Origin of the sequence: Nonomuraea sp. NPDC050663 (assembly GCF_044456985.1) — a bacterium.
GTDB lineage: Bacteria > Actinomycetota > Actinomycetes > Streptosporangiales > Streptosporangiaceae > Nonomuraea.
Genome location: NZ_JBITGL010000005.1, coordinates 627,824 through 652,769 on the forward strand (window position 1 = coordinate 627,824; position 24,946 = coordinate 652,769).

At 71.1% G+C, this 24,946-nt stretch carries 24 protein-coding genes; 8 read left to right on the plus strand and 16 right to left on the minus strand.

Translation table 11 applies throughout. The features are described from left to right. The first annotated feature begins 16 nt into the window (after positions 1-16). The 3 genes from ACIBH1_RS19980 (at position 17) to ACIBH1_RS19990 (ending at position 3,715) form a co-directional block, all read left to right on the plus strand. A complete protein-coding gene (locus tag ACIBH1_RS19980) occupies positions 17-1,141 on the plus strand; it encodes a DUF418 domain-containing protein (RefSeq protein WP_397315274.1) in 1,125 nt (374 codons plus the stop codon). Positions 1,142-1,183: 42 nt separating this feature from the next. Continuing rightward, on the plus strand, positions 1,184-2,074 hold the full coding sequence (locus ACIBH1_RS19985; protein WP_397315275.1) for a serine hydrolase: 891 nt from the start codon (positions 1,184-1,186) through the stop codon (positions 2,072-2,074). A 129-nt stretch (positions 2,075-2,203) separates the two neighbouring features. Then, positions 2,204-3,715, plus strand: a complete 1,512-nt coding sequence (locus ACIBH1_RS19990; protein ID WP_397315276.1) for an alpha/beta fold hydrolase — start codon at positions 2,204-2,206, stop codon at positions 3,713-3,715. On the opposite strand, the gene ACIBH1_RS19995 is transcribed toward ACIBH1_RS19990, so the two are convergent. Continuing rightward, positions 3,693-4,340 carry a class I SAM-dependent DNA methyltransferase gene (locus tag ACIBH1_RS19995; RefSeq protein WP_397315277.1) on the minus strand — a complete coding sequence of 216 codons (648 nt, stop codon included), beginning with the start codon at positions 4,338-4,340 and terminating at the stop codon, positions 3,693-3,695. The genes ACIBH1_RS19990 and ACIBH1_RS19995 overlap by 23 nt on opposite strands. Before the next feature lie 114 nt (positions 4,341-4,454). Then, positions 4,455-4,847: a MerR family transcriptional regulator gene (locus ACIBH1_RS20000; RefSeq protein ID WP_397315278.1), complete on the minus strand. Its 393-nt coding sequence runs from the start codon at positions 4,845-4,847 to the stop codon at positions 4,455-4,457. A 67-nt stretch (positions 4,848-4,914) separates the two neighbouring features. Between ACIBH1_RS20000 and ACIBH1_RS20005 the strand changes: the two genes are divergently transcribed. The 3 genes from ACIBH1_RS20005 to ACIBH1_RS20015 all read left to right on the plus strand — a co-directional run bounded on the left by ACIBH1_RS20005 (position 4,915) and on the right by ACIBH1_RS20015 (position 7,791). Beyond that, a complete protein-coding gene (locus tag ACIBH1_RS20005) occupies positions 4,915-5,697 on the plus strand; it encodes an MBL fold metallo-hydrolase (RefSeq protein ID WP_397315279.1) in 783 nt (260 codons plus the stop codon). Between the two features lie 4 nt (positions 5,698-5,701). Continuing rightward, the gene (locus ACIBH1_RS20010) at positions 5,702-6,430 is read left to right on the plus strand and encodes a hypothetical protein (RefSeq protein WP_397315280.1); all 729 of its coding nucleotides are present in this window, start codon (positions 5,702-5,704) and stop codon (positions 6,428-6,430) included. A gap of 107 nt (positions 6,431-6,537) precedes the next feature. Further along, positions 6,538-7,791, plus strand: coding sequence for an MFS transporter (locus ACIBH1_RS20015; protein WP_397315281.1), 1,254 nt, complete (start codon positions 6,538-6,540; stop codon positions 7,789-7,791). Here the strand turns inward: ACIBH1_RS20015 and ACIBH1_RS20020 are convergent. From ACIBH1_RS20020 to ACIBH1_RS20055, 8 genes are read right to left on the minus strand one after another with little or no spacing between them, the layout of a single operon-like run. Next, the gene (locus ACIBH1_RS20020) at positions 7,754-9,226 is read right to left on the minus strand and encodes an MFS transporter (RefSeq protein ID WP_397315282.1); all 1,473 of its coding nucleotides are present in this window, start codon (positions 9,224-9,226) and stop codon (positions 7,754-7,756) included. The two genes, ACIBH1_RS20015 and ACIBH1_RS20020, sit on opposite strands and share 38 nt — an antisense overlap. Before the next feature lie 34 nt (positions 9,227-9,260). After that, complete coding sequence (locus tag ACIBH1_RS20025; RefSeq protein WP_397315283.1) at positions 9,261-12,221, minus strand: BTAD domain-containing putative transcriptional regulator; 2,961 nt, start codon at positions 12,219-12,221, stop codon at positions 9,261-9,263. An 8-nt stretch (positions 12,222-12,229) separates the two neighbouring features. Then, positions 12,230-12,967, minus strand: a complete 738-nt coding sequence (locus ACIBH1_RS20030) for an isocitrate lyase/phosphoenolpyruvate mutase family protein (RefSeq protein WP_397315284.1) — start codon at positions 12,965-12,967, stop codon at positions 12,230-12,232. Then, positions 12,964-13,599, minus strand: coding sequence for a hypothetical protein (locus ACIBH1_RS20035; protein WP_397315285.1), 636 nt, complete (start codon positions 13,597-13,599; stop codon positions 12,964-12,966). The genes ACIBH1_RS20030 and ACIBH1_RS20035 overlap by 4 nt, the downstream gene beginning before the upstream one ends. Positions 13,600-13,643: 44 nt before the next feature. Continuing rightward, positions 13,644-14,285, minus strand: coding sequence for a DUF998 domain-containing protein (locus tag ACIBH1_RS20040; protein WP_397315286.1), 642 nt, complete (start codon positions 14,283-14,285; stop codon positions 13,644-13,646). After that, entirely contained in the window at positions 14,282-15,490 is a 1,209-nt protein-coding gene (locus ACIBH1_RS20045) for a glycosyltransferase (RefSeq protein WP_397315287.1), read from the minus strand. The genes ACIBH1_RS20040 and ACIBH1_RS20045 overlap by 4 nt, the downstream gene beginning before the upstream one ends. After that, a complete protein-coding gene (locus ACIBH1_RS20050) occupies positions 15,490-16,293 on the minus strand; it encodes a DMT family transporter (RefSeq protein ID WP_397315288.1) in 804 nt (267 codons plus the stop codon). Before ACIBH1_RS20050 ends, ACIBH1_RS20045 begins: the two co-directional genes overlap by 1 nt. A 55-nt stretch (positions 16,294-16,348) precedes the next feature. Continuing rightward, the gene (locus ACIBH1_RS20055; RefSeq protein WP_397315289.1) at positions 16,349-16,975 is read right to left on the minus strand and encodes a DedA family protein; all 627 of its coding nucleotides are present in this window, start codon (positions 16,973-16,975) and stop codon (positions 16,349-16,351) included. A 329-nt stretch (positions 16,976-17,304) separates the two neighbouring features. Between ACIBH1_RS20055 and ACIBH1_RS20060 the strand changes: the two genes are divergently transcribed. Both ACIBH1_RS20060 and ACIBH1_RS20065 read left to right on the plus strand, forming a co-directional pair. Next, positions 17,305-18,408, plus strand: coding sequence for a sensor histidine kinase (locus tag ACIBH1_RS20060; protein ID WP_397315290.1), 1,104 nt, complete (start codon positions 17,305-17,307; stop codon positions 18,406-18,408). 41 nt (positions 18,409-18,449) lie between these two features. Beyond that, on the plus strand, positions 18,450-19,352 hold the full coding sequence (locus tag ACIBH1_RS20065; protein WP_397315291.1) for a hypothetical protein: 903 nt from the start codon (positions 18,450-18,452) through the stop codon (positions 19,350-19,352). Here ACIBH1_RS20065 and ACIBH1_RS20070 read toward each other — a convergent pair. The 6 genes from ACIBH1_RS20070 to ACIBH1_RS20095 all read right to left on the minus strand — a co-directional run bounded on the left by ACIBH1_RS20070 (position 19,260) and on the right by ACIBH1_RS20095 (position 24,909). Then, a complete protein-coding gene (locus ACIBH1_RS20070) occupies positions 19,260-19,889 on the minus strand; it encodes a VC0807 family protein (protein WP_397315292.1) in 630 nt (209 codons plus the stop codon). The genes ACIBH1_RS20065 and ACIBH1_RS20070 overlap by 93 nt on opposite strands. Before the next feature lie 151 nt (positions 19,890-20,040). Next, complete coding sequence (leuE, locus tag ACIBH1_RS20075) at positions 20,041-20,676, minus strand: leucine efflux protein LeuE (RefSeq protein WP_397315293.1); 636 nt, start codon at positions 20,674-20,676, stop codon at positions 20,041-20,043. A gap of 9 nt (positions 20,677-20,685) precedes the next feature. Then, on the minus strand, positions 20,686-21,870 hold the full coding sequence (locus ACIBH1_RS20080) for a serine hydrolase domain-containing protein (protein ID WP_397315294.1): 1,185 nt from the start codon (positions 21,868-21,870) through the stop codon (positions 20,686-20,688). Positions 21,871-21,911: 41 nt separating this feature from the next. Beyond that, positions 21,912-22,724: a carbohydrate ABC transporter permease gene (locus ACIBH1_RS20085; RefSeq protein WP_397315295.1), complete on the minus strand. Its 813-nt coding sequence runs from the start codon at positions 22,722-22,724 to the stop codon at positions 21,912-21,914. Beyond that, positions 22,721-23,563, minus strand: a complete 843-nt coding sequence (locus ACIBH1_RS20090; RefSeq protein WP_397315296.1) for a carbohydrate ABC transporter permease — start codon at positions 23,561-23,563, stop codon at positions 22,721-22,723. Before ACIBH1_RS20090 ends, ACIBH1_RS20085 begins: the two co-directional genes overlap by 4 nt. After that, positions 23,560-24,909 carry an extracellular solute-binding protein gene (locus tag ACIBH1_RS20095; RefSeq protein WP_397315297.1) on the minus strand — a complete coding sequence of 450 codons (1,350 nt, stop codon included), beginning with the start codon at positions 24,907-24,909 and terminating at the stop codon, positions 23,560-23,562. The genes ACIBH1_RS20090 and ACIBH1_RS20095 overlap by 4 nt, the downstream gene beginning before the upstream one ends. Positions 24,910-24,946 lie beyond the last annotated feature (37 nt).

The window sequence follows — 24,946 nt, forward strand, 5'->3', positions numbered from 1 at the left end:
TTGCGACGCTGGAGGTATGAAGCGGATCGATGCGCTCGACGTGCTCCGCGGCGTCGCGATTCTCGGCACCCTGGGCACCAACATCTGGATCTTCACCGCTCCCGGCGGTCCGGCCGACCTGCTGGGCACGTCCACGGGGGCGGCCGAGACCTTCCTGCGCTTCCTGACCAACGGCAAGTTCCTGGGCCTGCTGACGCTGCTGTTCGGCGTCGGGCTGGAGCTGCAGTACCGCAGCGCGGTCCGTAAGGGCCTGCGCTGGCCGGGCCGTTATCTGTGGCGGGCGAGCCTGCTGTTCGTCGAGGGGCTGCTGCACTACATCCTGATCTTCGAGTTCGACGTGCTCATGGGCTACGCGATCACCTCGATGATCGTCGCGTATCTCATCGGGCGCAGCGATCGCGTCGTGCGCGGCTGGATGATCGGCGCGGGCGCGGTCCACCTGGTGATCGTCGGCCTGATCACGCTCGCGCTGCTCTACGCGCCGCCGCAGGCGCCCTCCGGCAGCACGTTGTTCAGCGAGGGCAGCTGGCTGGATCAGGTGCAGTCGCGCCTGCAGAACCCCGGCGTGTACCGGCTCGAGCTCATCTTCATCATCCCGATGGGCATCGTGCTCTTCCTGGCGGGCTCCCGCCTGCTGCGGGCCGGGGTCTTCGAGCCGGAGGGCGAGGTCCTGCGCCGCCGTCTGATGATCGCCGGGCTGGGTGTGGCCGCGCCGCTGAATCTGCTGACGTCGTTCGCCGGTCCCGGGTGGTTCGCCGTCGACCGCTACATCCTGCCGCCGCTGGTGGCGCTGGGCCTGCTCGGGCTGATCACCTCGGTGGTGCTGCGCCTGCGCGGCGAGCCCGGCGTGTTCCGGCGGGGCCTGACGAACGTCGGGCGGACCGCCCTGTCGTGCTACGTCTTCCAGAACCTCGTCGCGAGCTTCCTGTGCTACGGCTGGGGGCTGGGCCTGGCCGCGCGGCTCGACTGGCTGCGCCCGTGGTGGGTGCCGGTGGCCTGGGCGGGCATCTGCTTGCTGTTCATGGTGCTGGCCTCGTTGTGGCTGCGGCGCTTCTCTCGCGGACCGGCCGAGCTGGCCTGGCAATGGGCATACATGGCGCCATTCCGAAAGAGTGTGACGAGCGTGGCAAGCGGGAAATGATCCCTCCGTACCCCCGAATACGGATCTTTTCGGGGGTACGGCATGCGGATCGCCATCGTGGGACTCGTCGGACTTGTGGCTGCTTGTTCCGCCACGCCCTCGCCGCCCGTCACCCTCATGAAGGTCCGCGACGTGCCCGCCACCTGCGAGATCACCTACCGCGACAAGGCCGCCGAGCGCACCGCCCGCACCCGCCTGGCCCGCGACCTGACACGCTACGTCTCCCGCCAGCCGGGCCGCGTCGCCTTCGCCGCCCACGACCTGGTCACCGGCGTCACCTTCGGCCACCGCGAGCACGAGAACGGCATGATCACCGCCAGCGGTTCCAAGGTCGACATCCTCACCGCCCTGATGCTGCGCCGCGACCGGCTCGGCGAATACGAGCGCGACCTGGCCACCCGCATGATCCGCGAGAGCGACAACCGCGCCGCCGACGCCCTGTGGTGGCGGGTCGGCGGCGGCTACGGCATGGGCCGCTTCTACCGGCAGGCCGGGCTGCGCGAGACCGTGCCGGGACCCTCGCGCTTCTGGGGAGGCACCAACACCAGCCCCTTCGACCGGATCCGGCTGCTGAAGCTGCTGGCCCGCGGCGGCAAGGGACTCACCGCCGGCGACCGCTCGCTCATCCTGTCGCTCATGGGGCGCGTCGTGCCCGACCAGGCCTGGGGCGTCAGCGCCGCCGCCCGGCCGGGCGACACGGTCGCGCTCAAGAACGGGTGGACGCCCCGGCCGTTCATCCACAACACCTGGGCGGTGACGAGTTACGGCCGCATCACCGGGCCCGGCCGCGACCTGCTGCTCGCCGTACAGACCGACCTGCAGTCGGGGGAGGGGCGCGGCATCCAGACCATCGAGGGGCTCTCGCGGCTGCTCGGCCACCGCCTCGACGGCCTGCGCGCCACCCGCACCGTGGTGTGCCGCGGACGGCTCTGACTCGGTCTCCCGATCTTCAGCAAGATCTCCTGTAGGGGTGCTGGGGTCGACTCGACGTGTCCAAACGGGGGCCACGTGCGCGGTCGGGATCACGGCGGCCTGCCCCCTGATCGACGACTAGGAGCATCTGTGCGAAGAAGATCGTCGTTGTTCGCCGCGGTCCTCGCGGCCGCGCTCTGCGTTTTACCAGCCGCGCCGGTGTCGGCCGAGCCGGCGGGCGCCATCACCTGGGCGCCGTGCGAGGAGGAGCCCACCACCGAGTGCGGCACGCTGGCCGTACCCATCGACTGGTCCCGTCCTGACGGGCCCACCATCGACATGGCCGTGGCCCGACGCAAGGCCACCGACCCGTCGGCCCGCGTCGGCACCCTGGTGATCAACCCGGGCGGTCCCGGCGGATCGGGCGTGGAGGCCGTCTACGGCGCTCCCGACTTCTTCACCGAGGAGCTGCGCAAGCGGTTCGACATCGTCGGGTTCGACCCGCGCGGCGTCGGCCGCAGCCACCCGGTGATCTGCTCGGCGTCGGTGTACAACCGCATGCCGCACGCCGTCATGAAGAGCCACGCCGACTTCCTGCGCTGGACCGTCTACGCCAAGATCCTGCGCGCCGACTGCCGCGCCCGCACCGGCCCGCTGTACGACCACGTCGACTCCCGCAACGTCGCCCGTGACATGGACGCGCTGCGCGCCGCCCTCGGCGAGGAGAAGCTCAACTACTACGGCATCTCGTACGGCACGCTGATCGGCCAGATGTACGCCGAGCTGTTCCCGAGCCGCATCCGCGCCATGGCGCTCGACAGCAACATGGACCACAGCCTGGGCGTCAAGGCCTTCCTCGACACCGAGGCCGCGGGGGTCGAGGACGCCTTCGACCAGTTTGTCGGCTGGTGTGACCAGGAGCCGAGCTGCGCGTTGTACGGCAAGGACGTGCGCGCGGTCTGGGAGCGCATCCTGGCCAAGGCTCGCGCGGGCACGTTGTACTGGCCCGGCGCCGAGGACCGGCCGGTGACCGAGCTGCAGGTGCTCTACAACGGCGTGCTCGGCACGGAAGGACCCGCCTGGCAGCTGCTGAGCGAGGTGATGCGCATGCTCGACGGCGGCGAGCCCCCGTCGTGGATCCCGCCGCTGCCCGGCCGCCAGCCCGTGTCTGGGCCGGTCGCCGAGCTGCCGACCGCGGTGCTCTGCCAGGACTACAACCTCACGGTGCGCAGCTACCGGGAGTACGCGTCACTGCTGCGCAGCTCCAAGCGGCTCGCGCCCGACATGCGCTACAACCCGATGCCGATCGAGGACCTGCCGGTCTGCCTCAACCATCCCACCACCAACCCGCAGCACCGGCTGAACTACACCGGCGAGGCCACGATCCTGCTCGCCTCGTCGCTGCACGACCCCTCCACGCCGTACGCCTGGACCGCCAACGTGGCCAGGCAGCTCGGCTCGAAGGCGCGCCTGCTCACCTACGAGGGCTGGGGTCACCGGATCTACGGCAAGGAGGAGTGCAGCACCGTCCCGATCGACAACTACCTGATCTCGCTCACCCTGCCTCCCGAGGGATACCGCTGCGAGGTCGGCGGTCGCGTGGAGATGAAGTCGAGCAAGCAGCAGCGCGAGTTGTGGCCTACGGACGGGCTGCCTTTCTAGCCACCAGGTTGACGGCCGGGAACCCTCTCTTGGGATCCTCGGCCCCGGCGTGGACGAGCCGGGCGACCTCGGTCAGCCCGGCCTCGGCCAGCAACGCCGAGACCTGGTCGGGTGACCACCGGTAGGCGGTGGTCACCGCGTGGTCGTACGGCTCCGGCGGCGCTCCCGGATCGTCGTGCCCGGCGAAACAGACGAGCAGATGCCCGCCCGGAGCCAGCACCCGGCCGAACTCGGCGAAGATCGCGGGCACCCCGGCGGGCGGCGTGTGGATGATCGACCAGTGCGACAACACGCCGCCCACCGACTCTCCTGCCAGGTCGAGCGCCGAGAGCTCGCCGACCTCGAAGCGCATGCCCGGGTAGGCCTCGCGCGCCAGCCGGATCATCTCGGGCGACAGGTCGACACCGAAGGCGTCGAGCCCGAGCGAGCGCAGGTGGGCGGTGAGGTATCCGGGCCCGCACCCGAGGTCGGCCACGGGGCCGCCGGACACGAGCTCGGCGAAGGCGGCCAGGAGGCCCCGGTCGAGGGGGCGGTCGCGCAGCATGTCGCCGAACCGCTCGGCGTACAGGGCGGAGACCTCGTCGTAGGAGGTGCGGGTGACGGTGAGGTGGGCGGAGTCGATCACGGCACAGCACGCTAGCCGGTGGCACCGACAGGACTCGGGGCGGCCGCTATCCTGCTCGCCGTCCGACCTGCTCGGAGGCGGCCCACGAACGGCTGTTCCGCGACATCGCGGCGATCATGCCGGTCCCGCCCGCCGTACGGCCTGCTTGAACTCGGGGCACTCCACCACCGGGTCGTGGTCGCAGACGGCTACGTGGCGCAGGCTGTCTCGTAGCCGGGTGAGCTGCGCGATGCGGGCGTCGACCTCGCGCTCCTTGGCGGCGATGTGGGCGCGGAGCGTGGTGTCGGAGGGGCGGACGCTGAGGAACGACGCGATCTGGCCGAGGGTGAACCCGGCGTCGCGGGCGCAGCGGATCAGCTCCAGGCGTTCGATCACGCCGGGATCGTAGGCGCGGCGCAGGCCGTTGCGGGCGTCGGCGGCGATCAAGCCCTTGCGCTCGTAGAAGCGCAGGGCCGAGGGCGCCAGGCCGGAGAGGCGGGCGACTTCGGCGATGTCGAGGAAGGCCATTGACTTGAAGCGTAGTTCAAGTTGCACGCTTGTCGCCATGCGGATTCATCACCTGAACCTCGGTTCCATGCGGAAGATCGACCCGACCTACGACGCGCTCAGCCCCGCGCCCGCCGTCTGCCACGCCTTGCTCATCGAAACCGCCGCCGACGGGCTGGTCCTCGTCGAGACCGGCTTGGGACGAGACGACGTGGAGCGCCCCAGGGAGCTGCTCGACCACGAGTGGACCGACCAGGTCCAGCCCGCCCTGCTGGCGGACGAGACCGGCGTGGAGCAGGTCGCGGGCCTCGGCTTCGACGCCGGCGACGTGCGGCACATCGTGCTGACGCACCTGGACGTCGACCACAGCGGCGGACTGCCCGACTTCCCGGGGGCCGAGGTACACGTCATGGCCGCCGAACTGGCGGCCGCCCGCGCGGAGGCGCCCAGCCGCCGCTACCGGCCCGGCCACTGGGCGCACGGGCCGCGGTGGACCACCTACGAGGAGGAGGGCGAGGACTGGCTCGGCTTCGAACGTGTCCAGCCCCTGCGCGGGCTGCGGGAGGAACTGCTGTTCGTCCCCCTCGGCGGCCACTCCGCCGGCCACGCCGGGCTCGCCGTACGGCAGGGCGACCGCTGGCTGCTCCACGCCGGCGACGCCTACACCTACCACCGCGAACTCGACCAGACCGACCCTCACCCGCACCCGCTCATGGACTTCGTCGCCCAGCTCGCCCAGGTCGACGCCGAACTGCGGCTGGCCAACCTGCAGCGGATGCGCGAGCTGCCGAAGGACCGGGTGAACGTGATCTCCGCTCACGACCCGTGGGAGTTCGAGATTGCGCAGCGATCATCGGGTGTGATGCGCTGACCGCGTGACATCGGTTCAGGGGGCGCGCGAGGAGCTGGACCGGGCGCGCGACTGGCTCCACGAGCAGATGCGGGCGCTGGCCACCGAACTCACCGGTGACCCCGCGCCGAGCATCCGCACACCGGAGCGGCCGCAGATCGGGGCCTGGGAGGAGAACGGCGAGGCCATCCGGTTCACCTACGCGCTGCACGCGCAGGACCTGACGCCCCGGCCCGGCCTCGGCGACCCGGTCGCGGCGGCCGCGTCATGGCTGCGCCTCGCCGGCTGGGAGGTGGTCGTCCGGCGGAACGTCGACGCGGAACGCCGGGGCTGCCGCGTCCACGTGTACGCCGGTCAGGAGCCGGGGGCGTTCGTGCTGCGGGGGACCACGCCGACCGTCATGCTGCACGAGCCGCGCAGCGATAACCCCGCCCCACCGGCCTGCCCGGGCTGCGGGCAGCCCCTGCGGTGGATCCCCCTGCGCAACCCCCGTGCCCAGCGGCGCCTCAGACCGGAGGTGTGGTGGAGCTGCCAGGGCTGCGCGTGGGTGGGCCACCAGGCGCACGAGGGCGAGGAACTCGTGCGGATGCGGCACCTGGAGGGGGAGGGCTGTCACCGGTGCGGGGAGGAGGGGGCGCTCGTCGCGACGGAACCGGTGCGGGACGAGGCGGGACAGTTGTGCGACTGGGTGGTGTGCCTGGACTGCGGCGTAAGCGACGGACGGCGCTGGGCGGGGGGTGGGTCGACGGGGTAACGGAATGACATCGCCTATGATGGTTGTTTGTCCTGCTAGACCGCACGGCGGCCGATATCTCGGTATCTACCCCGGTCGAACACCCCACCGACCAGGGAATCCAAGCCGTGAAGCACTACCTCGACGTCCTTGCCACGCCCGGCGCCTGGCGCTTTCTCGCGCCCGCGCTGCTGGCCCGTCTCCCCTATGCCATGCTCCAGCTGGGCGTGCTGCTGCTCGTCGAGTGGTCGACCGGGTCCTACGGCGCCGCCGGGATCGCCGCTGCTGCGGCGGCGGTGGCGCAGGCGCTGGTGGGACCGCAGACCGGGAAGCTGGCCGACCGGTTCGGTCAGGCCAGGGTGCTGCTGCCGCAGCTGATCGTCCATGCCGTCGCGCTCGGCTCCCTGCTCCTGCTGGCCGCCTCGCGTGCCGCCGTGCCGTACCTGGTGCTGGTCGCGGCGCTGGCCGGGGCGACGGTGCCGCAGGTGGCGGCGATGGTGAGGGCGCGCTGGTCGCACACGTTGAGCGGTTCGAGCAAGCTCGGCACCGCCTTCGCCGTGGAGTCGATCACCGATGAGCTGACCTTCACGATCGCCCCGATGTTGCTGGTGGCGCTGTCGACGGGCTTCAGCCCGGTGGTGGCGTTGCTGGGCGCGCTGGGGCTGATCGTGGTGGGCACGGCGGTGTTCGCGCTGGTGAAGCAGGGTGCGCCGGAGCCGATGCCGGTCAAGGTGCGGGCGAGTAAGGGCGTGCTGCGGGCGCGCGGGGTGGCGCTGCTGGCGGCGGCGTTCCTGGCGACGGGCGCGGTGTTCGGCAGCATGCAGGTGGGCATCACGGCGATCGCGGGTGCGCAGGCGGGCACGGTCTACGGCACGTTCTCGGCGGCCAGCATGGCGGGCGGCCTGCTGTACGGCGTGATCAGGTGGCGGGTGCCGCTCAACGTACGGCTCGGCGCGGGCCTGGCGATCCTGGCCGCCGCGACGACCGCGCTGTCGTTCGCCGACTCGACCGCCACCCTGTACGGCGCGGCGGCGCTGGCGGGTGTGATCATCGCCCCCGTGGTGATCACCGGTTACACGATCATCGACAGCCTGGTGCCCGCCGAGGTGCGGACGGAGGCGTTCACGTGGCTCAACGGCGCGATCGGCCTGGGCATCGCCACGGGCGCGGCGGTGGCCGGTCAGCTGGTGGACCGTTTCGGGCCTGATCTGGCCTTCGTGGTGCCGCCGTTGATGACCGGCCTGGCCGCTGTGCTGGTGTTCGCCCGGATGCGGAGCCTGACCGCCGCCGGCATCCAGGACGCCGCAGGCACCGAGGACGCCGAGGACCTCGGTGAGGCCGGGGTCAGGACACGCGAGCAGACAGGATCTCCTCGGGGATGACCTTGGGCACGCCGCGCAGCCCCATGAAGGCGAGCGCGGCGACGACGGCCAGGGTGGCCGCGGTCACCAGCCCGGTGACGTGCACGCCCTCGACGAAGGCGAGGCGCGCGGCGTCGATGATGGGCCGGGCCTCGTCGGCGGGCAGGGTGCCCGCGTAGGCGAGCGCCCCCGCGATGGACTCGCGTGCCTGCGCGGGCCCGGTCATGGCCGAGGTGTACACCGAGTTGAGCACGGTGCCCAGGACGGCGATGCCGAGCGCGCCGCCGAGCTCGAAGGCGGTCTCGGAGATCGCCGCGGCGGCTCCGGCCCGCTCGCGGGGCGCGGTGGCCAGCACGTTGTCGTTGTTGACGGTGAAGGTCAGCCCGATGCCGACGCCGCCGACCATCATGACGGGCAGCATCACCAGGTAGGTGAGCGAGGTGCCGAGGCTGGAGTAGTACAGGAAGGACAGGGCGGTCAGCAGCAGGCCGAGGGCGACGACGCCGTTCCTGCCGAGGTAGGCGATGAGCTTGGCGGCGAGCATGCCGCCGATGGCGCCGGCCAGGCCTCCGGGCAGCCCGGCCAGGCCGGCCTGCAGCGGCGACCAGCCCAGGACGAGCTGGAAGTACCAGGCGAAGATCAGCGACATCGACATCATGGTGAACATGGCCAGCACGTTGGTGCCGATGGAGGCGCTGAAGGCGCGGTGGCGGAAGAGCCGCACGTCGATGAGCGGTTCGGCGAGCCGGGTCTGGCGCCAGACGAACAGGGCGAGCAGGGCCACGCCGGCGGCGAAGATCCAGCCGTAGGACCCTTCCTTGACGGCGTAGATGACGCCCACGATGCCCGCGCACGACAGCAGCACGCTGGCCACGTCGATGCGCCCGGCGTTCTCGTTACGCGATTCGGGCAGCACGAGCCAGCCGCCGATCAGCACGGCGGCCATGATGGGCACGTTGATGAGGAAGACGGAGCCCCACCAGAAGTGGTCGAGCAGCAGTCCGCCGACGACCGGGCCGACGGCGAAGCCGGCCGCGCTCATGCCGCTCCAGATGCCGATCGCGGTGGTGCGCTCGGTGGCGTCGGTGAAGACGTTGCGGATGATCGACAGGGTGGAGGGCATGATCGTGGCGCCCGCGACGCCCAGCAGCACGCGGGCGGCGATGAGCAGCTCGGGGCTGGGCGCGTACGCGGTCACCACCGAGGCGGCGCCGAAGGCGGCGGAGCCGATCAGCAGGAGTTTCTTGCGCCCGATGCGGTCACCGACGTTGCCCATCGTGATGAGCAGCCCGGCGACGGCGAATCCGTAGGCGTCGCCGATCCACAACAACTGGGTGGAGGAGGCCCCCAGGTCCCCGACGAGCTGGGGGAGTGCCAGGTGCAGGACGGTCAGGTCCAGCGACAGCAGGAGCGTGGCGGTGCACGCGATGGCCAGGCAGGCCCACTTGTTCTTCATGCGGACACTGTGCGAGGGCCCGCTGACCGCGCGCCTACCGCGCGCTGACCATCTCCAGCGCCTCGACGGGCGAGGCGGTCAGCAGCCGCTCGGCCAGCGCGCGGTCGCCTTGGCGCCCGGCCACCTCGGCCAGCCCGCGCACGGCCTGGTGGGCGGTGGGCACGATGTTCTCGGCGCACCGGCGCAGCAGGCCGAGGTAGCGCGTGTAAGCGCCGGCCAGGTCGCCGCGTTCGGCCGCCAGCCTGGCGAGCGCCAGCTCCGCCCTGGCCTGGATGAACACCGAGGAGTACCAATCGGCGGGGTTGTGGGCCATCGCCTGCGAGATCAGCTCTTCTGCCCGGTCGAGGTCGCCGGAGCGCAGGGCCAGCTCGCCCAGGCCGAGGATCGCCCGCGAGAGGCTCTCGACGGAGCCCGCGCGCCGCGACAGGTCGGCCGAGCGGTGGTAGCACGACTCGGCCTGGGCGGGTTCTCCCAGCTCGGCCAGGCAGTCGGCGCGGCGGCACAGGTATTCGGCCACGTCCGCTACGGAGCCGATCTGCTCCGACAACGCCAGGGCCTCGTCGGCCAGGGCCAGCGCCCCGGCGTGGTGGCCCTCCTCGAACTCCAGGTCGATCATCCCGGACAGCGCGAGCGTGATGCCCCAGCGGTCGCCCACCGCCCTGAAGCCCTCCAGCCCGCGCTGGAATCCCTGCCGGGCCAGGACGTGCTGGCCGAGGTTGAACCAGACGAACGCCGGGCCCATGTGGGTGAGGGCGCCCACCCACGGTGCGAGTCCTTCGCGAGGGAAGGACGCCATCTCCTCCACGTCCAGGTCGGCGGGCGGGCCGACGAAGACCGACATGAGCATGTTCAGGATGTCGATGGAGTACGGGAAGTGGGCCATGGACGCAGCGAAGGGCCGCAGCCCGTCGAGCCGCTCGCGCAGTTCGCCGGTGACGCCCGCCCACGAGGCCACCAGCACGCACAGGGCGTACTCCTCCCACGCCTGCCCGTCCGGAGGGGGCACCTGGAGCAGCAGGTCGGCCGCCAGCGTGGCGCTGGTCACCCGGTGGCCGCGCAGCCACCAGTAGCACGCCAGGTTGGCCACCAGCCGCAGGCCGAAGGCGGTCTGCCCTTCCTCGATCGCCCAGCGCAGCGCGGCGTTGAGGTCGTCGCGCTCCTCGTCGAGCAGCGCGAGCGCCCGCAACTGGTCGGCCCCGCGCAGCGTCGCCTCGGTCGATTCGGCCAGGCGCAGGTAGTGGTCGGCATGCGCCTGCCGTACGGCGTCGACCTCGGCGGCGGCGACGAGCTCCTCGGCGCAGAAGGCCCTGATGGTCTCCAGCATGCGGTAGCGCCCGTCGAGCTCCTCCACCAGCGACTTGTCGACCAGGGAGAGCAGCACCTCCTCGGGCAGGCCGCAGACCTCGGTGGCCGCCGCGAGCCGGGCGCCGCCGACGAACACGGTCAGCCGCCGCGCCATCGCCTGCTCCTCGGCGTCGAGCAGTTCCCAGCTCCACGCGACGACCGCGCGCAGCGTCTGGTGCCGTGGCATGGCCGTACGGCTGCCGCGGGCCAGCAGCCGGAAGCGGTCGTCGAGCCGGGTGGCCAGCTCGGCGGGCGGCAGGGTGCGCAGCCGGGCGGCGGCCAGTTCGATGGCCAGCGGCAGCCCGTCGAGGGCGCGGCAGATGCGCAGGACGACCTCGACGTTGCCCCCGTCGAGGGCGAAACCCTGGCGCGCGGCGGCGGCCCGGTCGGCGAACAGCCGGACGGCGGGGTAGTCGAGCGCCTGCTCGGCGGGGGTGCCTGAGGCGGGCACCCGCAGCGGGGTGACGGGGTAGATGGCCTCGCCCGTGATGCCGAGAGCCTCGCGGCTGGTGGCCAGGACGCGCAGCGAGGGGCAGGCCGACAGCAGCCGGTCGGCCAGCTCGGCGGCGGCGCCGACCAGGTGCTCGCAGTTGTCGAGGACGAGGAGCAGCTTGCGCTCGGCCAGCGCGGTGACCAGCCGGGCGGTGGGGTCGAGCACCGATCGTCCGGCGGTGCCCACGGCGGCCTCGCGGATGCCGAGCGCCTCCAGGACGGCGACGGGGACCTCGGCGTCGTCGAGGACGGTCGCCAGTTCCACCACGCAGACGTCGCCCGGTGCGCGCCCGGCGGCCTCGACGGCGAGCCGGGTCTTGCCCGCGCCGCCCGCCCCGATGAGGGTGACCAGGCGGGTCTCGCCGAGCATCGCCTCGACGGTGGCCAGCTCGTCGGCGCGGCCCACGAAGCTGGTGAGTTGGGCGCGCAGGCCCTGCCTGGTCGACTTCAGCGCGTTGAGCGCCGGGTCGGCGCGCAGCACCGCCAGCTGGGCGGCCGCCAGTTCTGGACCTGGCTCGACGCCCAGTTCCTCGTCGAGGATGCGCCGCCCCTCCTCGTAGCTGGCGAGCGCGTCGGCCTGGCGGCCGCTGCCGTACAGGGCGCGGATGAGCTGGGCGCGCAGGCGCTCGCGCAGCGGGTGCTCGTGCACCAGCTCGCTCAGCTCGGCCACGAGTTCGCGGTGCCTGCCGAGGTCGAGCCGGGCCTCGATGGAGTCCTCGACCACGGCGAGGCGGCGTTCCGCCAGGCGGGTGACGATCGCGGGCGCGGCCTCGGGAACGCCCCGCCACAGGGCCAGCGCCTGGCCCAGAGCCGCGTCGGCGGCGGCCGGGTCGCCTTCCGCCAGCGCCCGCCGGCCTTCGGCGGCCAGTTGCTCGAAGCGGTGCAGGTCGACCTGGAGCGGGTCGACCGCCAGCCGGTATCCGGCCGCGGTGTGCTCGACGAGCCGCCTGCCCAGGGCCCGGCGCAGGCGGGAGACCTGCGACTGCAGGGCGTTGGCCGCGTCGTCGGGCGGGTGTTCGCCGTACAGGCCGTCGATGAGCTGGTCGGCGGGGATCACCCGGCCCGCCTCCATGGCCAGCAGGACCAGCAGCGCGCGCACGCGCGGTCCGCCGACGTCGAGGCCGTCCGCCCGCACCGGCCCCAATATCTCCACCAGCATGGTCACGATTATCGCGGCAACAGACCCATGATCCGGGCGATGGTCGGCAATTCGGGCGCAGCGTCCCGGCCTTGGATGGCCAGCGCCGTCTCCACCGCTCCGCGCAGCGCCGCCCGGTAGAGCAGCGATCCCGTGCTGATCCTGGCCACTCCCGCCGCGGCCAGTTCCTTCATCGAGGGCCCCGCGGCCTGGTAGAGCACGTTGAGCGGACGGACGGCGGCCACCTCGGCGATCATCGCCAGGTCGGTCAGGCCGGGCACGAAGACGCCGTCGGCGAAGGAGTAGGCCTGGACCCGCTCGAAGACGTCGCCGGTGCCGAGCCAGTGGGTGTCGGTGCGGGCGTTGACGAACACGCCGTGGCCGCAGGCGGCCTGGAGGATGTCGCGCTGGTGGGCGATCTCCCTGAGCGTGCCGTCGGGACGCCCGTCCTCGATGTTCACCCCGTGGACGCCGAGCTCCTTGAGGATCAGCACCAGCTCGGCCACCTCGTCGGGGTCGTCGCTGAAGCCCGCCTCGACGTCGACGCTGACCATGACGTCGAGGGGGCGCAGGGCCGCCGCCAGCGCGATGGTCTCGTTCATGGTGGCCCCGGCGGCGTCGCGCTTGCCGTGCACGGCGGCCACCCCGAGGCTGGTCGTGGCGACCGCGGGGAAGCCGTGCTCGGCCAGCAGTGCGGCAGAGCCGTAGTCCCAGGCGTTGGGGAGCAGGAACGGATCTCCTGGGCGGTGCAGGTCGGCGAAGGTCATGACAGCGCTCCTTCCACGATCGCCAGGGCGTGCGCCGAGGCGGGGCACGGGCGCGTGCCGTACCCGAACGTCAGCACCGGTCCCTCGCGGTTGGCGGCGGCCACGTCGATGTCGGCGCCGACCCGCCGCAGCACACGCACCGGCGGATCGAAGCGCAGGACCTCCTCCACCGGCCGCGTGCGCGCCTTGGCGATCAGCGCGCCGGTGGCGGCGTGCGCCTGCAGCAGGATGGTGGCGCGCGGCACGTCGAGCAGTTCCAGCAGGAGGGCCGCCCCCTCGTCGGCCTCCCGGTCGCGCTCGCCCGACAGGTAGCCGCGCGCCGCGCCGTCCACCGCGGTGACGAGCCGTTCGAGGTCGGCGACGCCGAACGCCGCCCCGAGCACCAGCGCCGGCACCCGCTCGGCGGGTTCGTGCCGCAGGCCGGCGGCGGCTCTGCGTAGGTCGGCGGGGTCGAGCGTGGCGAGCACCTGCTCGACGGCCTCGCGCCGCTCGGCGTGCTCCTGGCCGCTGCTGAAGCGGCAGACCAGGGAACGCAGCCGGGCCAGCGCCCCCGGGCCGTCGTCGGCGGGTGGCGGCACGGCGCCGGGATCTGACAGCAGCGCGCGTGCCTCGTCGTTGTCCGTGATCAGCATGCCTTCACGGTAGGCCCGCAACGGTTAGACGCACGTCGAAGTGTTCAGGCGACGAGCTTGAGCGGCGGGCGCTCCTGCGTGCCCGGCTCTTCTGCGGCCTGGACGACCGCGGTCCTGGCGGCCAGGGCCATCGCCACGATGACGACGATCTCGAAGGCGACCAGGCCGCGCTCCAGGAAGCCGTAGTAGGCGCCGCCGTTGATCCACGCCGAGGTGAGCGCGGCCGGGTGGGCCGCCAGGTAGACCACCAGAGCGACGGCGGAGGTCGCGCTGAGCGCGCGCACCGCGTTCCATCGGGCCAGCGCCTCCCTGCCGCGGGCCAGCACCCATCCGGCCACGGGCAGCGCGGTGAAGAACATCGCGGCGCCCCAGCGGTGGATCTCCCCGCCGAGCGTGTTGGCGCCGTCGTGCGGGTCGGTCGGGAACACGGCGCTGAGCATCAGCCCGGCGCCTGCCACGATGAGCAGGACCCGGGCCGCCGCGCTCTTGTTCGGCTCCCGCACGGCCAGGCCGTAGGCCAGGAACAGGCAGGCGGCGGCGAGAGCGAGCATGCCGATCATGACGGGCAGCATCCCGCCCTGGACCAGCGCGTAGTCGCTGAGCAGCGTCTGCGTGGGCAGCGCCAGATGGACGTAGGTCAACCCCAGCAACGCGATCACGCAGCCGGCGACAACCCCAATGATCATCGGGACACCTCATCGTAGATCTGCTCGAAACGGGCGAGCGAGGCCTGGTGGTCGTGGGACATGGCCATGTCGCGGGAGACGCGGCCCATGTGCTCGCGCAGCACGTCGTTGGTGATGATCTCGGTCAGGTGCCTGGCCAGCTCGATCACGTTGCCCGGCTGGTAGAGGTGGCCGTTGCCGCCGATCAGGTGCGGCAGCGCCATCGCGTCGGCGGCGACCACCGGCAGCCCGCTGGCCATCGCCTCCAGCGTGGCGATGCTCTGCAGCTCCGCGACGCCCGGCATGGCGAAGGCGTCGGCCGCGGCGAACGCCTGCGGCATCAGCTCGTCGGGGACGAATCCGAGGAACCTCACCCGGTCGCCGACGCCGATGCGCTGGGCCAGCTTCTCCAGGCTCTCGCGCTGGTTGCCCTGTCCCACGAAGGCCGCCTGCACGTCGGTGGTGTTGAGGATGTGCGGCAGGGCCCGCACGATCTCGTCGAGCCGCTTCTCCTCGTCGAGGCGCCCCACGAACAGCACGGTGGGCCGATCCTCCAGGTCGAAGAGCTTGCGCGCCCAGGCCTTCGGCTCGGTGTGCGGGTGGAAGCGGGCCAGGTCGATGCCGCAGGAGACGGCCTCGACCTCGCGGCCGAAGCCCTGGTCCGACAGGAGCTTGGCGGCCAGCATCGTGGGCGTGGTGATGTGGTCGGCCCGGTCGAAGATCCTGGAGAAGTCCCTCCAGGCCAGCTTGCCCGCCTGGACGCGCAGCCGGGACGGGATGTGCGCGAACTGGAAGAGGTTGTCGGGCATGAAGTGGTTGGTCGCCACGACGGGCACCCCGCGACGGCGGGCCGCGGCGATCGCCGCCCTGCCGACCACGAAGTGGCCCTGGGTGTGCAGCACGTCGGGGGAGATCGCCTCGAACAGCCGGTCCAGGCGGCCGGGAACGGTCACCCGCATCGTCGGGTGCAGCAGGATCGGCGCCGAGCGCAGCCGGTGCACCACCACGCCGTCGACCAGGTCGGTCTTGCGCGGCCCGTCCTCGGAGGCGCACACCACGTGCACCTCGTTGCCCCGCTCGGCCAGGCCCGTGGCCAGGCGGTGGGTGAAGTAGGCGGCGCCGTTCACGTCGGGCGGGTAGGTGTCGGTCGAGATCAGCACGCGGCGCGGCCTGGTCGGGACGGGCTGCTGAAGTTCCTCGGCGAGCGTGTGCAGCGGGATGGCCATCAGGAGGGGGTCCTTTCCAGGGGGGTGGTTCTGGCGAGAGCGAAGGTGCCGCCCGCGGCGAGCGCGGCGGCCAGGATCGGAAGGATCCCGGAGGGCAGGGGCTCGCCCAGCAGCAGAGCGCCGAAGGCGACCGCGGTGAGCGGGTCGGCGATCTGCAACGAGGCGAAGGAGACGCCGAAGTGGCCGACGGCGTAGGCACGCTGCAGCATCATCAGCGCCAGGAAGGCGGGGATCGGCAGGGCCAGGGCGTACCACCAGTTCCAGCCGCCGTCGACGAGGACACGCACGAGCGTGGCGGTCGCGCCGTACAGCACGCCCGAACTGGTGGCCAGCAGGGCCGCGCGACCGGCCAGGCCGGTGACCCGCGAGCCCGCCCAGAGCAGCACCGCGGCGATGCCGGAGACGCCCAGCAGGATCACGGCCTCACGCGGGGTGAAGGAGACCGGCCCCGCGTGCGCGGGGACCATCATGACCAGCCCGATCAGGCCGATGGCCACCACCGCGGCGGCGACCAGTTCCTGCCTGGCGGGCCTGCGCCCGTGCAGGGCGGCCGCGATCGGCAGGGCGAACAGCAGGCTCGCCACACCCATCGGCTGCACGACGGTCAACGGCCCCAGGCCCAGGGCCACGATGTGGAGCGCGCCCCCGGCCAGGATGGCCAGGCCGCCCAGCAGCCAGCGGGGCTTGCGCAGCAGTGCTCGCATGCTCGGCTTGCCGCTGGCCGCCTCGAACTGCTGGAAGGCGGCGCCGAGTGCGAAGAACAACGAGCCGGCGAGGGCCACGGCCGCGGCCAGCACAGTCATCGCGCACTCCTTTCACTGGGATGGTTGCCGTCGTTGATGTCCGTCAGGCGAACATTCAGGAGTCTTGAGAAGAGTTCTGGGCTGCTTCTACGAGCACCCTGGGAGAGTTCTGTGAACGCTTGCGGAACCAGCGCACGGCCTCGACCACGATGGTGATCGTGACGGCGATGCCCAGGCCCAGCAGCAGTCCCTTGATCGGGTCGTTCTCGAAGGCCATGCCGCCGAAGAAGCCGATCAGGCCGGAGTAGACCGCCCACGAGGAGGCGGCGATCAGGTCGAAGAAGGTGAAGGACCGCAGCGGGTAGCGCACCGCGCCCATGGTGATCGTCGTCGCGGTACGCCCTCCGGGGATGTACCGCGCGATCACCAGGACCAGGCCGCCACGCTCGTCCAGGGCCTTGCGCGCCCAGACGAACGCCTTCTTGTCCCGCAGCCTGCCGCCCGACTTGTAGCCGATCAGGTAGGAGATGTGGTCTCCCGCCAGGGCTCCCAGACCGGCCACCAGGATGACCAGCGCCAGGTTGGTCTGGCCGGTCGCCGCGAACACCCCGGCGGTGATCACGGAGGTCTCCGCGGGAACGATCGGGAAGAACCCGTCCAGGACCGCCAGCGCGAAGATCGCCAAATACAGCCATGGCGAGGACATCACCTGATGCAGGAGGTCCAGGATTGATTGCGACATGCCGATATCTCCGATCACCGTGGGAGGGTCACCCCAGCCTGGTCCGCGCCCTGTTGCGCGGACATCGGGGAAGACCCCTAGTCGCCCCCGGAGGGGTACCTGACCGAAGCTAGGTAGCGTGCCGGAGGCGGGACATCGGCCGATCGGCGGGTGCCGGCCCTGACTTTCGTCATCTTCACGACCACGATCCTTCCGAGCCGGAGCGTCCCGGGCAGGAGTGCAGGTATCCGACTGCGGGGTGGAGCCAGCTTCACCCTCCGATGGGCGGTAATCCCCACCCGACTTTCGTCAGGGGCGGATCGTCGCAGGTGGGCGCTAGGGTCGGGCGGGTGAGAAGAACGCGACGCCAGCTGCTGTCCGACGTGCTGCTGTGGGCCGTGCTGTCGGTGCTGGTGGCCGCGGCGGGCCCCGACCCCCTGGCCGACCTGCCGGCCTTCCTCGGGGTGACGGGCGCCCGCGTCGCCCTGGTCGGGGTGGCCGTCGCGGTGGGCCGTCCCTGGCCGCCCGCGGCCGTGCTGCTGCTGTCGGTGGCGTTGCCGCCCAGCATGACCGAGTCGCTCGCCACCAGCGACGTGACCTGGCTCAACCCGGCGCTGATCGACATCAAGGTCTTCCCGGTCGCGGCGATCACTCCCGGCGTGATCTGGTACTCCTACCTGACCGGGCGCCGCATGACGCGGCAGTGGCCGGCGCTCGCGGTCTTCGCCGTGGTGACCGCCGGCGGGCTGCTGATCGGCCAGTGGATCACGGTCCTGTCGGGGCTGCTGCTCGCCTACGTCCTGCCGTACGGCCTGGGCATGCTCCGGCGCGGCATGCTGCAGCAGCGTGAGCGCACCACGCAGTCCGCCGAGGCGCAGGCGCGCCTGCGCGAGCGCACCCGCATCGCGCACGACATGCACGACTCGCTCGGCCACGACCTGGCGCTGATCGCCGTGCGCGCGGCGGCCCTGGAGATGATGGAGGGAGCGCACACCAAGGCCGCGGGGGAGCTGCGGGAGGCCGCCTCGGCGGCGACCGAGCGGCTGCGGGAGATCATCGGCCTGCTGCGCGAGGACGGCGCCGCCCCGCTCGTGCCCGTCGGCGAAAACGTCGCCGGTCTGGTGGCGCGGGCGCGCGACTCCGGCATGACGATCACGCTCACGGCCGGCGGCGACGAGCCGGCACTGGCCCACCGCGTGGTCCAGGAGGGCCTGACCAACGCCGCCAAGCACGCTCCCGGCGCGCGCGTCGCCGTCTCCGTCACGCCGTCGCTGATCACCGTGCGCAACGGCCCGCCGGCCGGCCGGCCCGTCGCCCGCTCCGGCGGGCTGGGCCTGGCGGGCCTGCGGGAGAGGGTACGGCTCGCGGGAGGCACGCTGGAGGCGGGACCTGACGGCGACGGCTACCTGCTCGCCGTGAAACTCCCCCATGAGGGGGAGGCGCCTCCCCGGTAGGCGGGAGGTCAGACGGCAGCAGCGCGAGCAGGCTGGGTGCCATGACAACCACGCCCGGCAGGATCGTCGCGGGCGTCGTGGCCATGGCCGCGACCCTGCCCTACCTCACGCTCAAGCTGCTCTGGCTCACCGGCACCTACGTGGGGGTGAGCAAACCCGATCTGTTCGCGACCTCGGAGATGGTCGGAGCCAACGCGGCCACCTTCGCCCTCGACGCCGTCGGCCTGGTCCTGGCGCTGGCCTTCACCGCCCGATGGGGCCAGCGGCTGCCCGCCTGGCTGGTGGCGCTGCCGCTGTGGGTGGGCACCGGTCTGCTCAGCACCATCGTCCTGGGCGTCCCCGCGACCGTGCTCGTGGAGGGCCTGGCCCCCTTCTCCGGCGACGAGGTCATCGCGAGCTGGGTGTTCATGGTCGTCTACGGCGGCTTCACCGTGCAGGGCGTCGCGCTGGCCGCGGCCTTCGCCTTCTACGCCGCCGACCGCTGGCCGGCCGCCTGGTCGGGGAGGTACGGCACGGCGCCGCCGTTGCAGCGCGTGGTCGCCTGGGGTGCGCTGATCGTGTGCGTGGTCGTCGGCGTGGCCAAGCTCGCCATGGCCGAGCGCCTTCCCGAGCTCGTGGCCGGGATCCTGGCGCTGGGGGGCGGGGCCGGCTACCTGGCCCTGGTGCTGGGCAGGCGGCACCGAGCCTTCCTGGTGGCGGCCTGGCTCGGATCGGGGTCGATGTTCGGCTGGGCTCTCTACACGCTCATCATCATGATGGTCCAGGGGGTCCCGACGACCGCCCACGTGGTGGAGCTGTTCGCCCTCATGACCGGGCTGGTGCTCGGGGTGGCAGGAGCGTTCCTGCTGACCTCAGGCGGGGGCGTGGTGCAGGCGGCGCAGGACCCGCTTGAAGGCGACGATCGAGAAGGCGATCGCCGACCCGCTTATCAGGGCCACCACTGAGGTGCGGATCAGCATGTAGCCGCCGAGCGTCTCGTGCAGCACCAGGTAGATGCTCACCGCAGAGTTGGTCAGCATGACGAAGGCCCACAGCAGGGTGATGCGCACGAAGAACCGGCGCACCCGCTCGTGCTTGAGGACCGCCTGCGGCAGGTGGATGTAGTCGAGGGTGAGCTTCTGCACCATCGGCTTGTTGAGCCTGATGGAGGCCAGGAAGATCAGGCTCAGGCAGATGGTGCCGAGCTCGGGCTGAATGAAGAACGACTGCCAGCTGCCGAAGAAGAAGGAGACCAGGGCGCGGATGGTGACCGCCGTCGCCGCGAGGAACATCGTGGCCGGGATCTTCGTCCTGCGCACCAGCCGCACGCCCACGCAGAGGTAGACCCAGGTGATGGAGGCGACCAGGGCCAGTTCGAAGCCCAGCAGCGCCATCACGGAGTAGAACACCGCGAGGGGGGCGACCACGCCTTCGAGCAGGCGGGGCGCCGCCTGCCGCAACAAGGTGGTCAGGCGGGGGAGAGTGACCGGGGGATGGTTCAAGACTGCTCCGCGGTTCGACCGGATAACGACGACTACCCAAACATGAGCGGGTATTCACCACCGGGACGCCGGGGGTGCGCGCCGGTGGCCTACCGTACCCGACCCCGCCGGGTGCCACTGTCGCTTTCTACACGTTCGGCCTTGCAGCTCACTAACCGAGCGAAGCGGTCGCCAGCTTCGCGCCGAATCCGAGGAAGAGCACGCCGATTCCTGAGGTGAGCGTCGCCGACAGGCGCCTGCGGGAGCGGAACTGCGAGGCCAGGAACGTGCCGCCGAAGATCAGCGTCGACAGGTAGAGCACGCTGAACAGCTGCAGGATCACCCCGAGAATGAGGAACGGCACCGCGGGCGTGGCGTAGGAGGTGTCGACGAACTGCACGAAGACCGAGACGATGAAGAGGATCGCCTTCGGGTTCAGCAGGCTGATCACCAGCGCCTTGCGGAAGGGGCTGGGGTCGGCGGCGACCTGCACCCGCTCCTCCGCCTTGTCGCGGCGCCAGGCGTTTCGGATCATCTGGAAGCCGATCCATCCCAGGTAGGCCGCGCCCGCGTACTTCACGATGGTGAACAGCAGCGGGCTCGACTGCAGCAGCGACGCCGCGCCGAGCGCCGCCGCGAGCATGAGGGCGGTGTCACCGACGAACACCCCGGCCGCCGCGCGGTAGCCCTCGCGGACCCCGCGCTGGGCGGCCGTGGTCAGGACGTAGATCGAGTTCGGGCCGGGAAGCAGGACGATCAGCAGCGCGGCCAGCACGTAGGCCCAGATGTTGGTGACACCGAAGAACATGCATGAATGTTAGGGCTTGTACCAGTGCGCACCTGTTTGCCGGTATCCCAGAACGCCGTAGACGGCGTCCACCATCGCCTGGCCGCGCGGGTTGATGCCGAGCCCGAGGCCCTGCTTGTTCATCGTGTACCCGAAGGACAGCCGCTCGGCCGGGTCGCAGAAGCCCACCGATCCGCCCATGCCCGCGTGGCCGAAGGCGGTCTCCGACATCAGCGCCCCGTCGGAGTCGGCGCCCGGCAGGTAGGTGTTGTCCATCGACTTCATGTAGCCCAGGCTCCAGCGCGTCGGCACCAGCAACATCGCGTCGCCGCCCGCCGAGGCGGTCTGCCCCATGAGGGCCAGCTGGGCCGGTCCGACCAGGTCGCCGCCGCCCTGCGCGAGCGGCTGGTACATGCCCGCCAGCCCGCGCGCGTTGGTGATCGCGCCCACCGCGCCGTACTCGGCCGCGTGCGCCGCCCTGCTGTCGCTCTCGGCCAGGTAGCCGGCGTTGTTGCCCAGCAGCAGCGCCTGCATCGAGGCCGGGTCGCCCATCGCCGCCGTGTAGAACGAGGACAGCTCGGCGCCCATGTCGGCCGGCATCGTCGCCGCCACCCGGTGCTCGTGCTCCTCCGGCAGGCCCAGCCAGAACTCCAGGCCGAGCGGATCGGCCACCTCCTCGCGGAAGAAGGTGCCGAGTGAGCGGCCGCTGATCCTCCTGACGACCTCGCCGACCAGGAAGCCGAAGGTCAGCGCGTGGTAGCCGTGGCGCGTACCGGGCTCCCAGAACGGCTCCTCCTCGGCGAGCGTGTCGGCCATGAGCTTCCAGTCGTAGAAGCTGCCCTGGGCGAGCGGGGTGCGCAGCGCGGGCAGGCCCGCCTGGTGGGAGAGCAGGTGACGCACCCGCGTGCCCTCCTTGCCGCGCGTGCCGTACTCCGGCCAGTAGCGCGTGACCGGCGCGTTGAGATCGAGCTCGCCCCGCGAGGCCAGGATGTGGGCGCACAACGCCGTGGCGCCCTTGGTGCACGACCACACGTGGCCGACGGTGTCGCGGTCCCACGCGCGCTCGCCCGCGGAGCCGCCCCACAGGTCCACGACGGTCTGGCCGTCCACGATGACGCAGACGGAGGCGCCGACCTCGCCGCGCTCGGCGAGGTTGCGCTCGAACTCCTCAGCGACCTGGGCGAAGCGCGGGTCGCAGGTGCCTTGTACGGTCATTTCCCGAATGGACCACGAAACTGGCCGACCGTCCAGTATGTCTAGCCTTTGACCGCCCCGCCCAGGTTGAACGAGCCCGCAAGGTACCTGTTGACCGCCACGTAGAGGATCACCGCGGGCGTCGTGTAGATGAGCGAGAACGCCGCCAGCTCGCCATAGGCCACCTGCCCGTACTGCGTGAAGAACGTGAAGATCGTCATGGCCGCCGGCTGCTTCTCCGGCGTGTCCAGCAGGATGAGCGGCGCGAAGAAGTTGCCCCACTGCCCGACGAAGACGAAGATCCCCACGACCGCGATGCCGGGCGCCATGAGAGGCGCCACGACCCTGGTGAGCGACTGCACCCACCCCGCGCCGTCGACCCACGCCGCCTCCTCCAGGCTGACCGGCACCCCGTCCATGAAGTTCTTCATCAGCCAGATCGCGAACGGCAGCGAGCTGGCCGACAGGAACACGATCATCGCGGGCACCGAGCCGTAGAGGTTGAGCCTGAAGAACATCGAGTAGACCGGCACCAGGATCGCCACCACCGGCAGGCCCGTCGAGAACAGCAGGGTGAGCATGAAGTGCCGCTTGTAGCGCAGCCGGTAACGCGACAGCGGGTAGGCCGCCAGCGCGGAGACGAGCACGGTCAGCGCGGCCGTGCCGCCCGAGATGATCACCGAGTTGATGAGCGGCAGGACCGTGGTCTCCCAGGTCAGCACCGCCTCGAAGTTGGTCAGGCTGAACTCCCAGGTGGGCTCGGCTGCCAGGTTCGCCCCCGGCTGCACGGAGGCGAGCAGCACCCAGGCGAACGGGCCGAGGAAGGCCACCACGATGACGCCCAGAGCGATGGGCGGCGCCCAGCGTCCCATCATTCCTCCACCCTGATCAGCCGGAGGTAGACCAGCGAGAACAGCGCCCCGATGACCAGCAGCACCAGGGCGATCGCCGAGCCGTACCCGATCTCGAAGTACTTGAAGGCCTGCTCGTACATGTAGAGCGGGGTGGTCTGGGAGTCGTTGCCCGGACCGCCGCCGGTCAGCGTGTAGATCAGCCCGAACGACGCCAGGGTCTGCAGCGTGATCAGCATGAGGTTGGCCAGGATGGAGCGCCTGATCAGCGGCAGCGTGACGTGCGCGAGCCGCTGCCAGGCCCCGGCGCCGTCGACCGCCGCCGCCTCCGTCAGGTCGCGCGGCACCTCCGACAACGCGGCCGAGTAGACCAGCATCGAGAAGGCCGTGCCGCGCCAGACGTTGGCCAGCACGACCGCGAGCATCGGCGCGGTGTAGAGCCACTCCTGCTCCAGGCCCAGGACGGTGTTGAGGGTGCCGTCCTCGGACAGGAAGGAGAACCAGCACAGCGCGGCCACCACCTCGGGCATCACCCAGGCGCCGATGACGACGCCGTTTACCACGCCGCGCGTCGTCCGGGAGCGGCCGCGCTGCAGCAGCGCGATGATCAGGCCCAGGGTGTTCTGGCCGATGACCGCCGAGCCGATGACGAAGACGAAGGTCAGCAGGAAGCTGTTGAGGAAGTTCTCGTCGCCGAACATGCGCACGAAGTTCGCCGTGCCGATGAACTGCGAGTCGACCGAGGCCGACCCCGTGAGCGTCTCGTTGGTGAAGGCGATGTAGACGCTCCACAGGATCGGCCCGACCATGAACAGGCCCAGCAGCACCAGCGCGGGCCCCAGGGGGAGCAGCCAGCGTCTCATCCCGCGGCGACGACCTTGTCAGGTCCGCCCACCGCCGACGGCAACCGGTCGGCGTAGGTCCTGGCCGCCTCCTCGGGGCTCTGCGCGCCCGTGGTGACCGCCTCCATGGCTTCCTGGATCTGGTTGGAGACCTTCGGGTACTCCTCGAAGGCCGGACGGTAGTGCGTCACCGAGGCCAGGTCGGTCCAGAACTTGATGGTCGGATTGTCCTTGGTGTAGCTCGGGTCCTCGGCCACGTCCTTGCGCGGCGTCAGGTCGCCGGTGCCGACCGAGTAGAGCAGGGTGTTGTCCTTGTTGGTGGCCGTGGTGATGAAGTCGAAGGCCTCCTGCTTGAACTTCGTGTAGGAGCTCATCGCCATCACCCAGCCGCCCGACATGCTCACCGCGCCCGGCGCCTCGCCGTTCTGGGTGGGCATCTTCGTCCAGCCGATCTTGTCCTGCCACTCCGGCCACGGCTTGGGCGCGGTGGGACGCCACGCGGCCGACATCCAGGCGCCGTCGAGCGCGATGCCGAGCTCGCCCTTCGGGAACCACTCCAGCGTCACCTTGTCGCCGAGCTTGGCGTTGTGGGCGTCGGCGAGCTTGGGGCCGAGTTCCTCGCGGTAGACGGTGTTGATGAAGGTCAGGGAGTCGGTGAAGCCCTTGGAGCCGGTCAGCCACTTCTTCCGCGTCTCGTCGTAGAGGGTGCCGCCCGGCGTGCCGTACAGGAGCATCTCGAAGCCCTGCATGGTCGACGCCTCGCCGTGGATCTTGGTGGAGTACATCGTGAAGGGGATCGCGCCGGGCACCTTCTGCTTGATCGCGCGGGCCGCCGCCAGGACGTCGTCCCAGGTCTTCGGCTCCCACGGCACCTGGATGCCGGCCTTGGCCAGGACGTCCTTGTGGTACCACAGGCCGCGGGTGTCGGTGCTGATCGGGACGCCGTAGATCTTGCCGTCGCCGCCCTTGGCGGCCTGCTTGACGCTGTCGGCGTACTGCGACTGCCAGTCGGGCCACTTGGCGAGGTAGTCGTCGAGCGGGGAGAGCTTGCCCGCGGCGACGTCGGCGTTGACCTGGAAGGTGTCGTGGTAGTACAGGTCGGGCGCGGAGTCGGCGGAGCGGTTGAGCAGCGCGAGCTTGGTGTAGTACACCTCGTTGTTGCCCTGCACGGCGGTGAGCTTGATGGTCACCCCTGGATGGGCGGCTTCGTACTGCTTCTTGGCGTTCTGCAGCATCTTCTCCAGATGCGGCCAGGTGGGCTCGACCTTGTAGAGGACCTCGAGCTCCTTGACACCCGTGGTGGACGGCTGTTCGGTGCTGGAGCAGGCTGTTAACAGGAGCAGGGAAGCAATGAGAACACGTTTCATGACGGCCTCCTTGACTAGAACGTAAATCTATTTGATT

Bases quoted from the DNA above. Each gene is read 5' to 3' on its own strand.
- ACIBH1_RS20005 (WP_397315279.1), top strand. From the start codon at position 4,915: ATGCGGAAGATCGACCCGACCTACGACGCGCTCAGCCCCGCGCCCGCC.
- ACIBH1_RS20090 (WP_397315296.1), bottom strand. From the start codon at position 23,563: ATGAGACGCTGGCTGCTCCCCCTGGGGCCCGCGCTGGTGCTGCTGGGC.
- ACIBH1_RS20065 (WP_397315291.1), top strand. From the start codon at position 18,450: ATGACAACCACGCCCGGCAGGATCGTCGCGGGCGTCGTGGCCATGGCC.
- ACIBH1_RS20095 (WP_397315297.1), bottom strand. From the start codon at position 24,909: ATGAAACGTGTTCTCATTGCTTCCCTGCTCCTGTTAACAGCCTGCTCC.
- ACIBH1_RS20085 (WP_397315295.1), bottom strand. From the start codon at position 22,724: ATGATGGGACGCTGGGCGCCGCCCATCGCTCTGGGCGTCATCGTGGTG.
- ACIBH1_RS20080 (WP_397315294.1), bottom strand. From the start codon at position 21,870: ATGACCGTACAAGGCACCTGCGACCCGCGCTTCGCCCAGGTCGCTGAG.
- ACIBH1_RS20055 (WP_397315289.1), bottom strand. From the start codon at position 16,975: ATGTCGCAATCAATCCTGGACCTCCTGCATCAGGTGATGTCCTCGCCA.
- ACIBH1_RS20025 (WP_397315283.1), bottom strand. From the start codon at position 12,221: ATGCTGGTGGAGATATTGGGGCCGGTGCGGGCGGACGGCCTCGACGTC.
- ACIBH1_RS20000 (WP_397315278.1), bottom strand. From the start codon at position 4,847: ATGGCCTTCCTCGACATCGCCGAAGTCGCCCGCCTCTCCGGCCTGGCG.
- ACIBH1_RS20045 (WP_397315287.1), bottom strand. From the start codon at position 15,490: ATGGCCATCCCGCTGCACACGCTCGCCGAGGAACTTCAGCAGCCCGTC.
- ACIBH1_RS20040 (WP_397315286.1), bottom strand. From the start codon at position 14,285: ATGATCATTGGGGTTGTCGCCGGCTGCGTGATCGCGTTGCTGGGGTTG.
- ACIBH1_RS20020 (WP_397315282.1), bottom strand. From the start codon at position 9,226: ATGAAGAACAAGTGGGCCTGCCTGGCCATCGCGTGCACCGCCACGCTC.
- ACIBH1_RS19985 (WP_397315275.1), top strand. From the start codon at position 1,184: ATGCGGATCGCCATCGTGGGACTCGTCGGACTTGTGGCTGCTTGTTCC.
- ACIBH1_RS20035 (WP_397315285.1), bottom strand. From the start codon at position 13,599: ATGCTGATCACGGACAACGACGAGGCACGCGCGCTGCTGTCAGATCCC.
- ACIBH1_RS19980 (WP_397315274.1), top strand. From the start codon at position 17: ATGAAGCGGATCGATGCGCTCGACGTGCTCCGCGGCGTCGCGATTCTC.
- ACIBH1_RS20050 (WP_397315288.1), bottom strand. From the start codon at position 16,293: ATGACTGTGCTGGCCGCGGCCGTGGCCCTCGCCGGCTCGTTGTTCTTC.
- leuE (WP_397315293.1), bottom strand. From the start codon at position 20,676: ATGTTCTTCGGTGTCACCAACATCTGGGCCTACGTGCTGGCCGCGCTG.
- ACIBH1_RS20030 (WP_397315284.1), bottom strand. From the start codon at position 12,967: ATGACCTTCGCCGACCTGCACCGCCCAGGAGATCCGTTCCTGCTCCCC.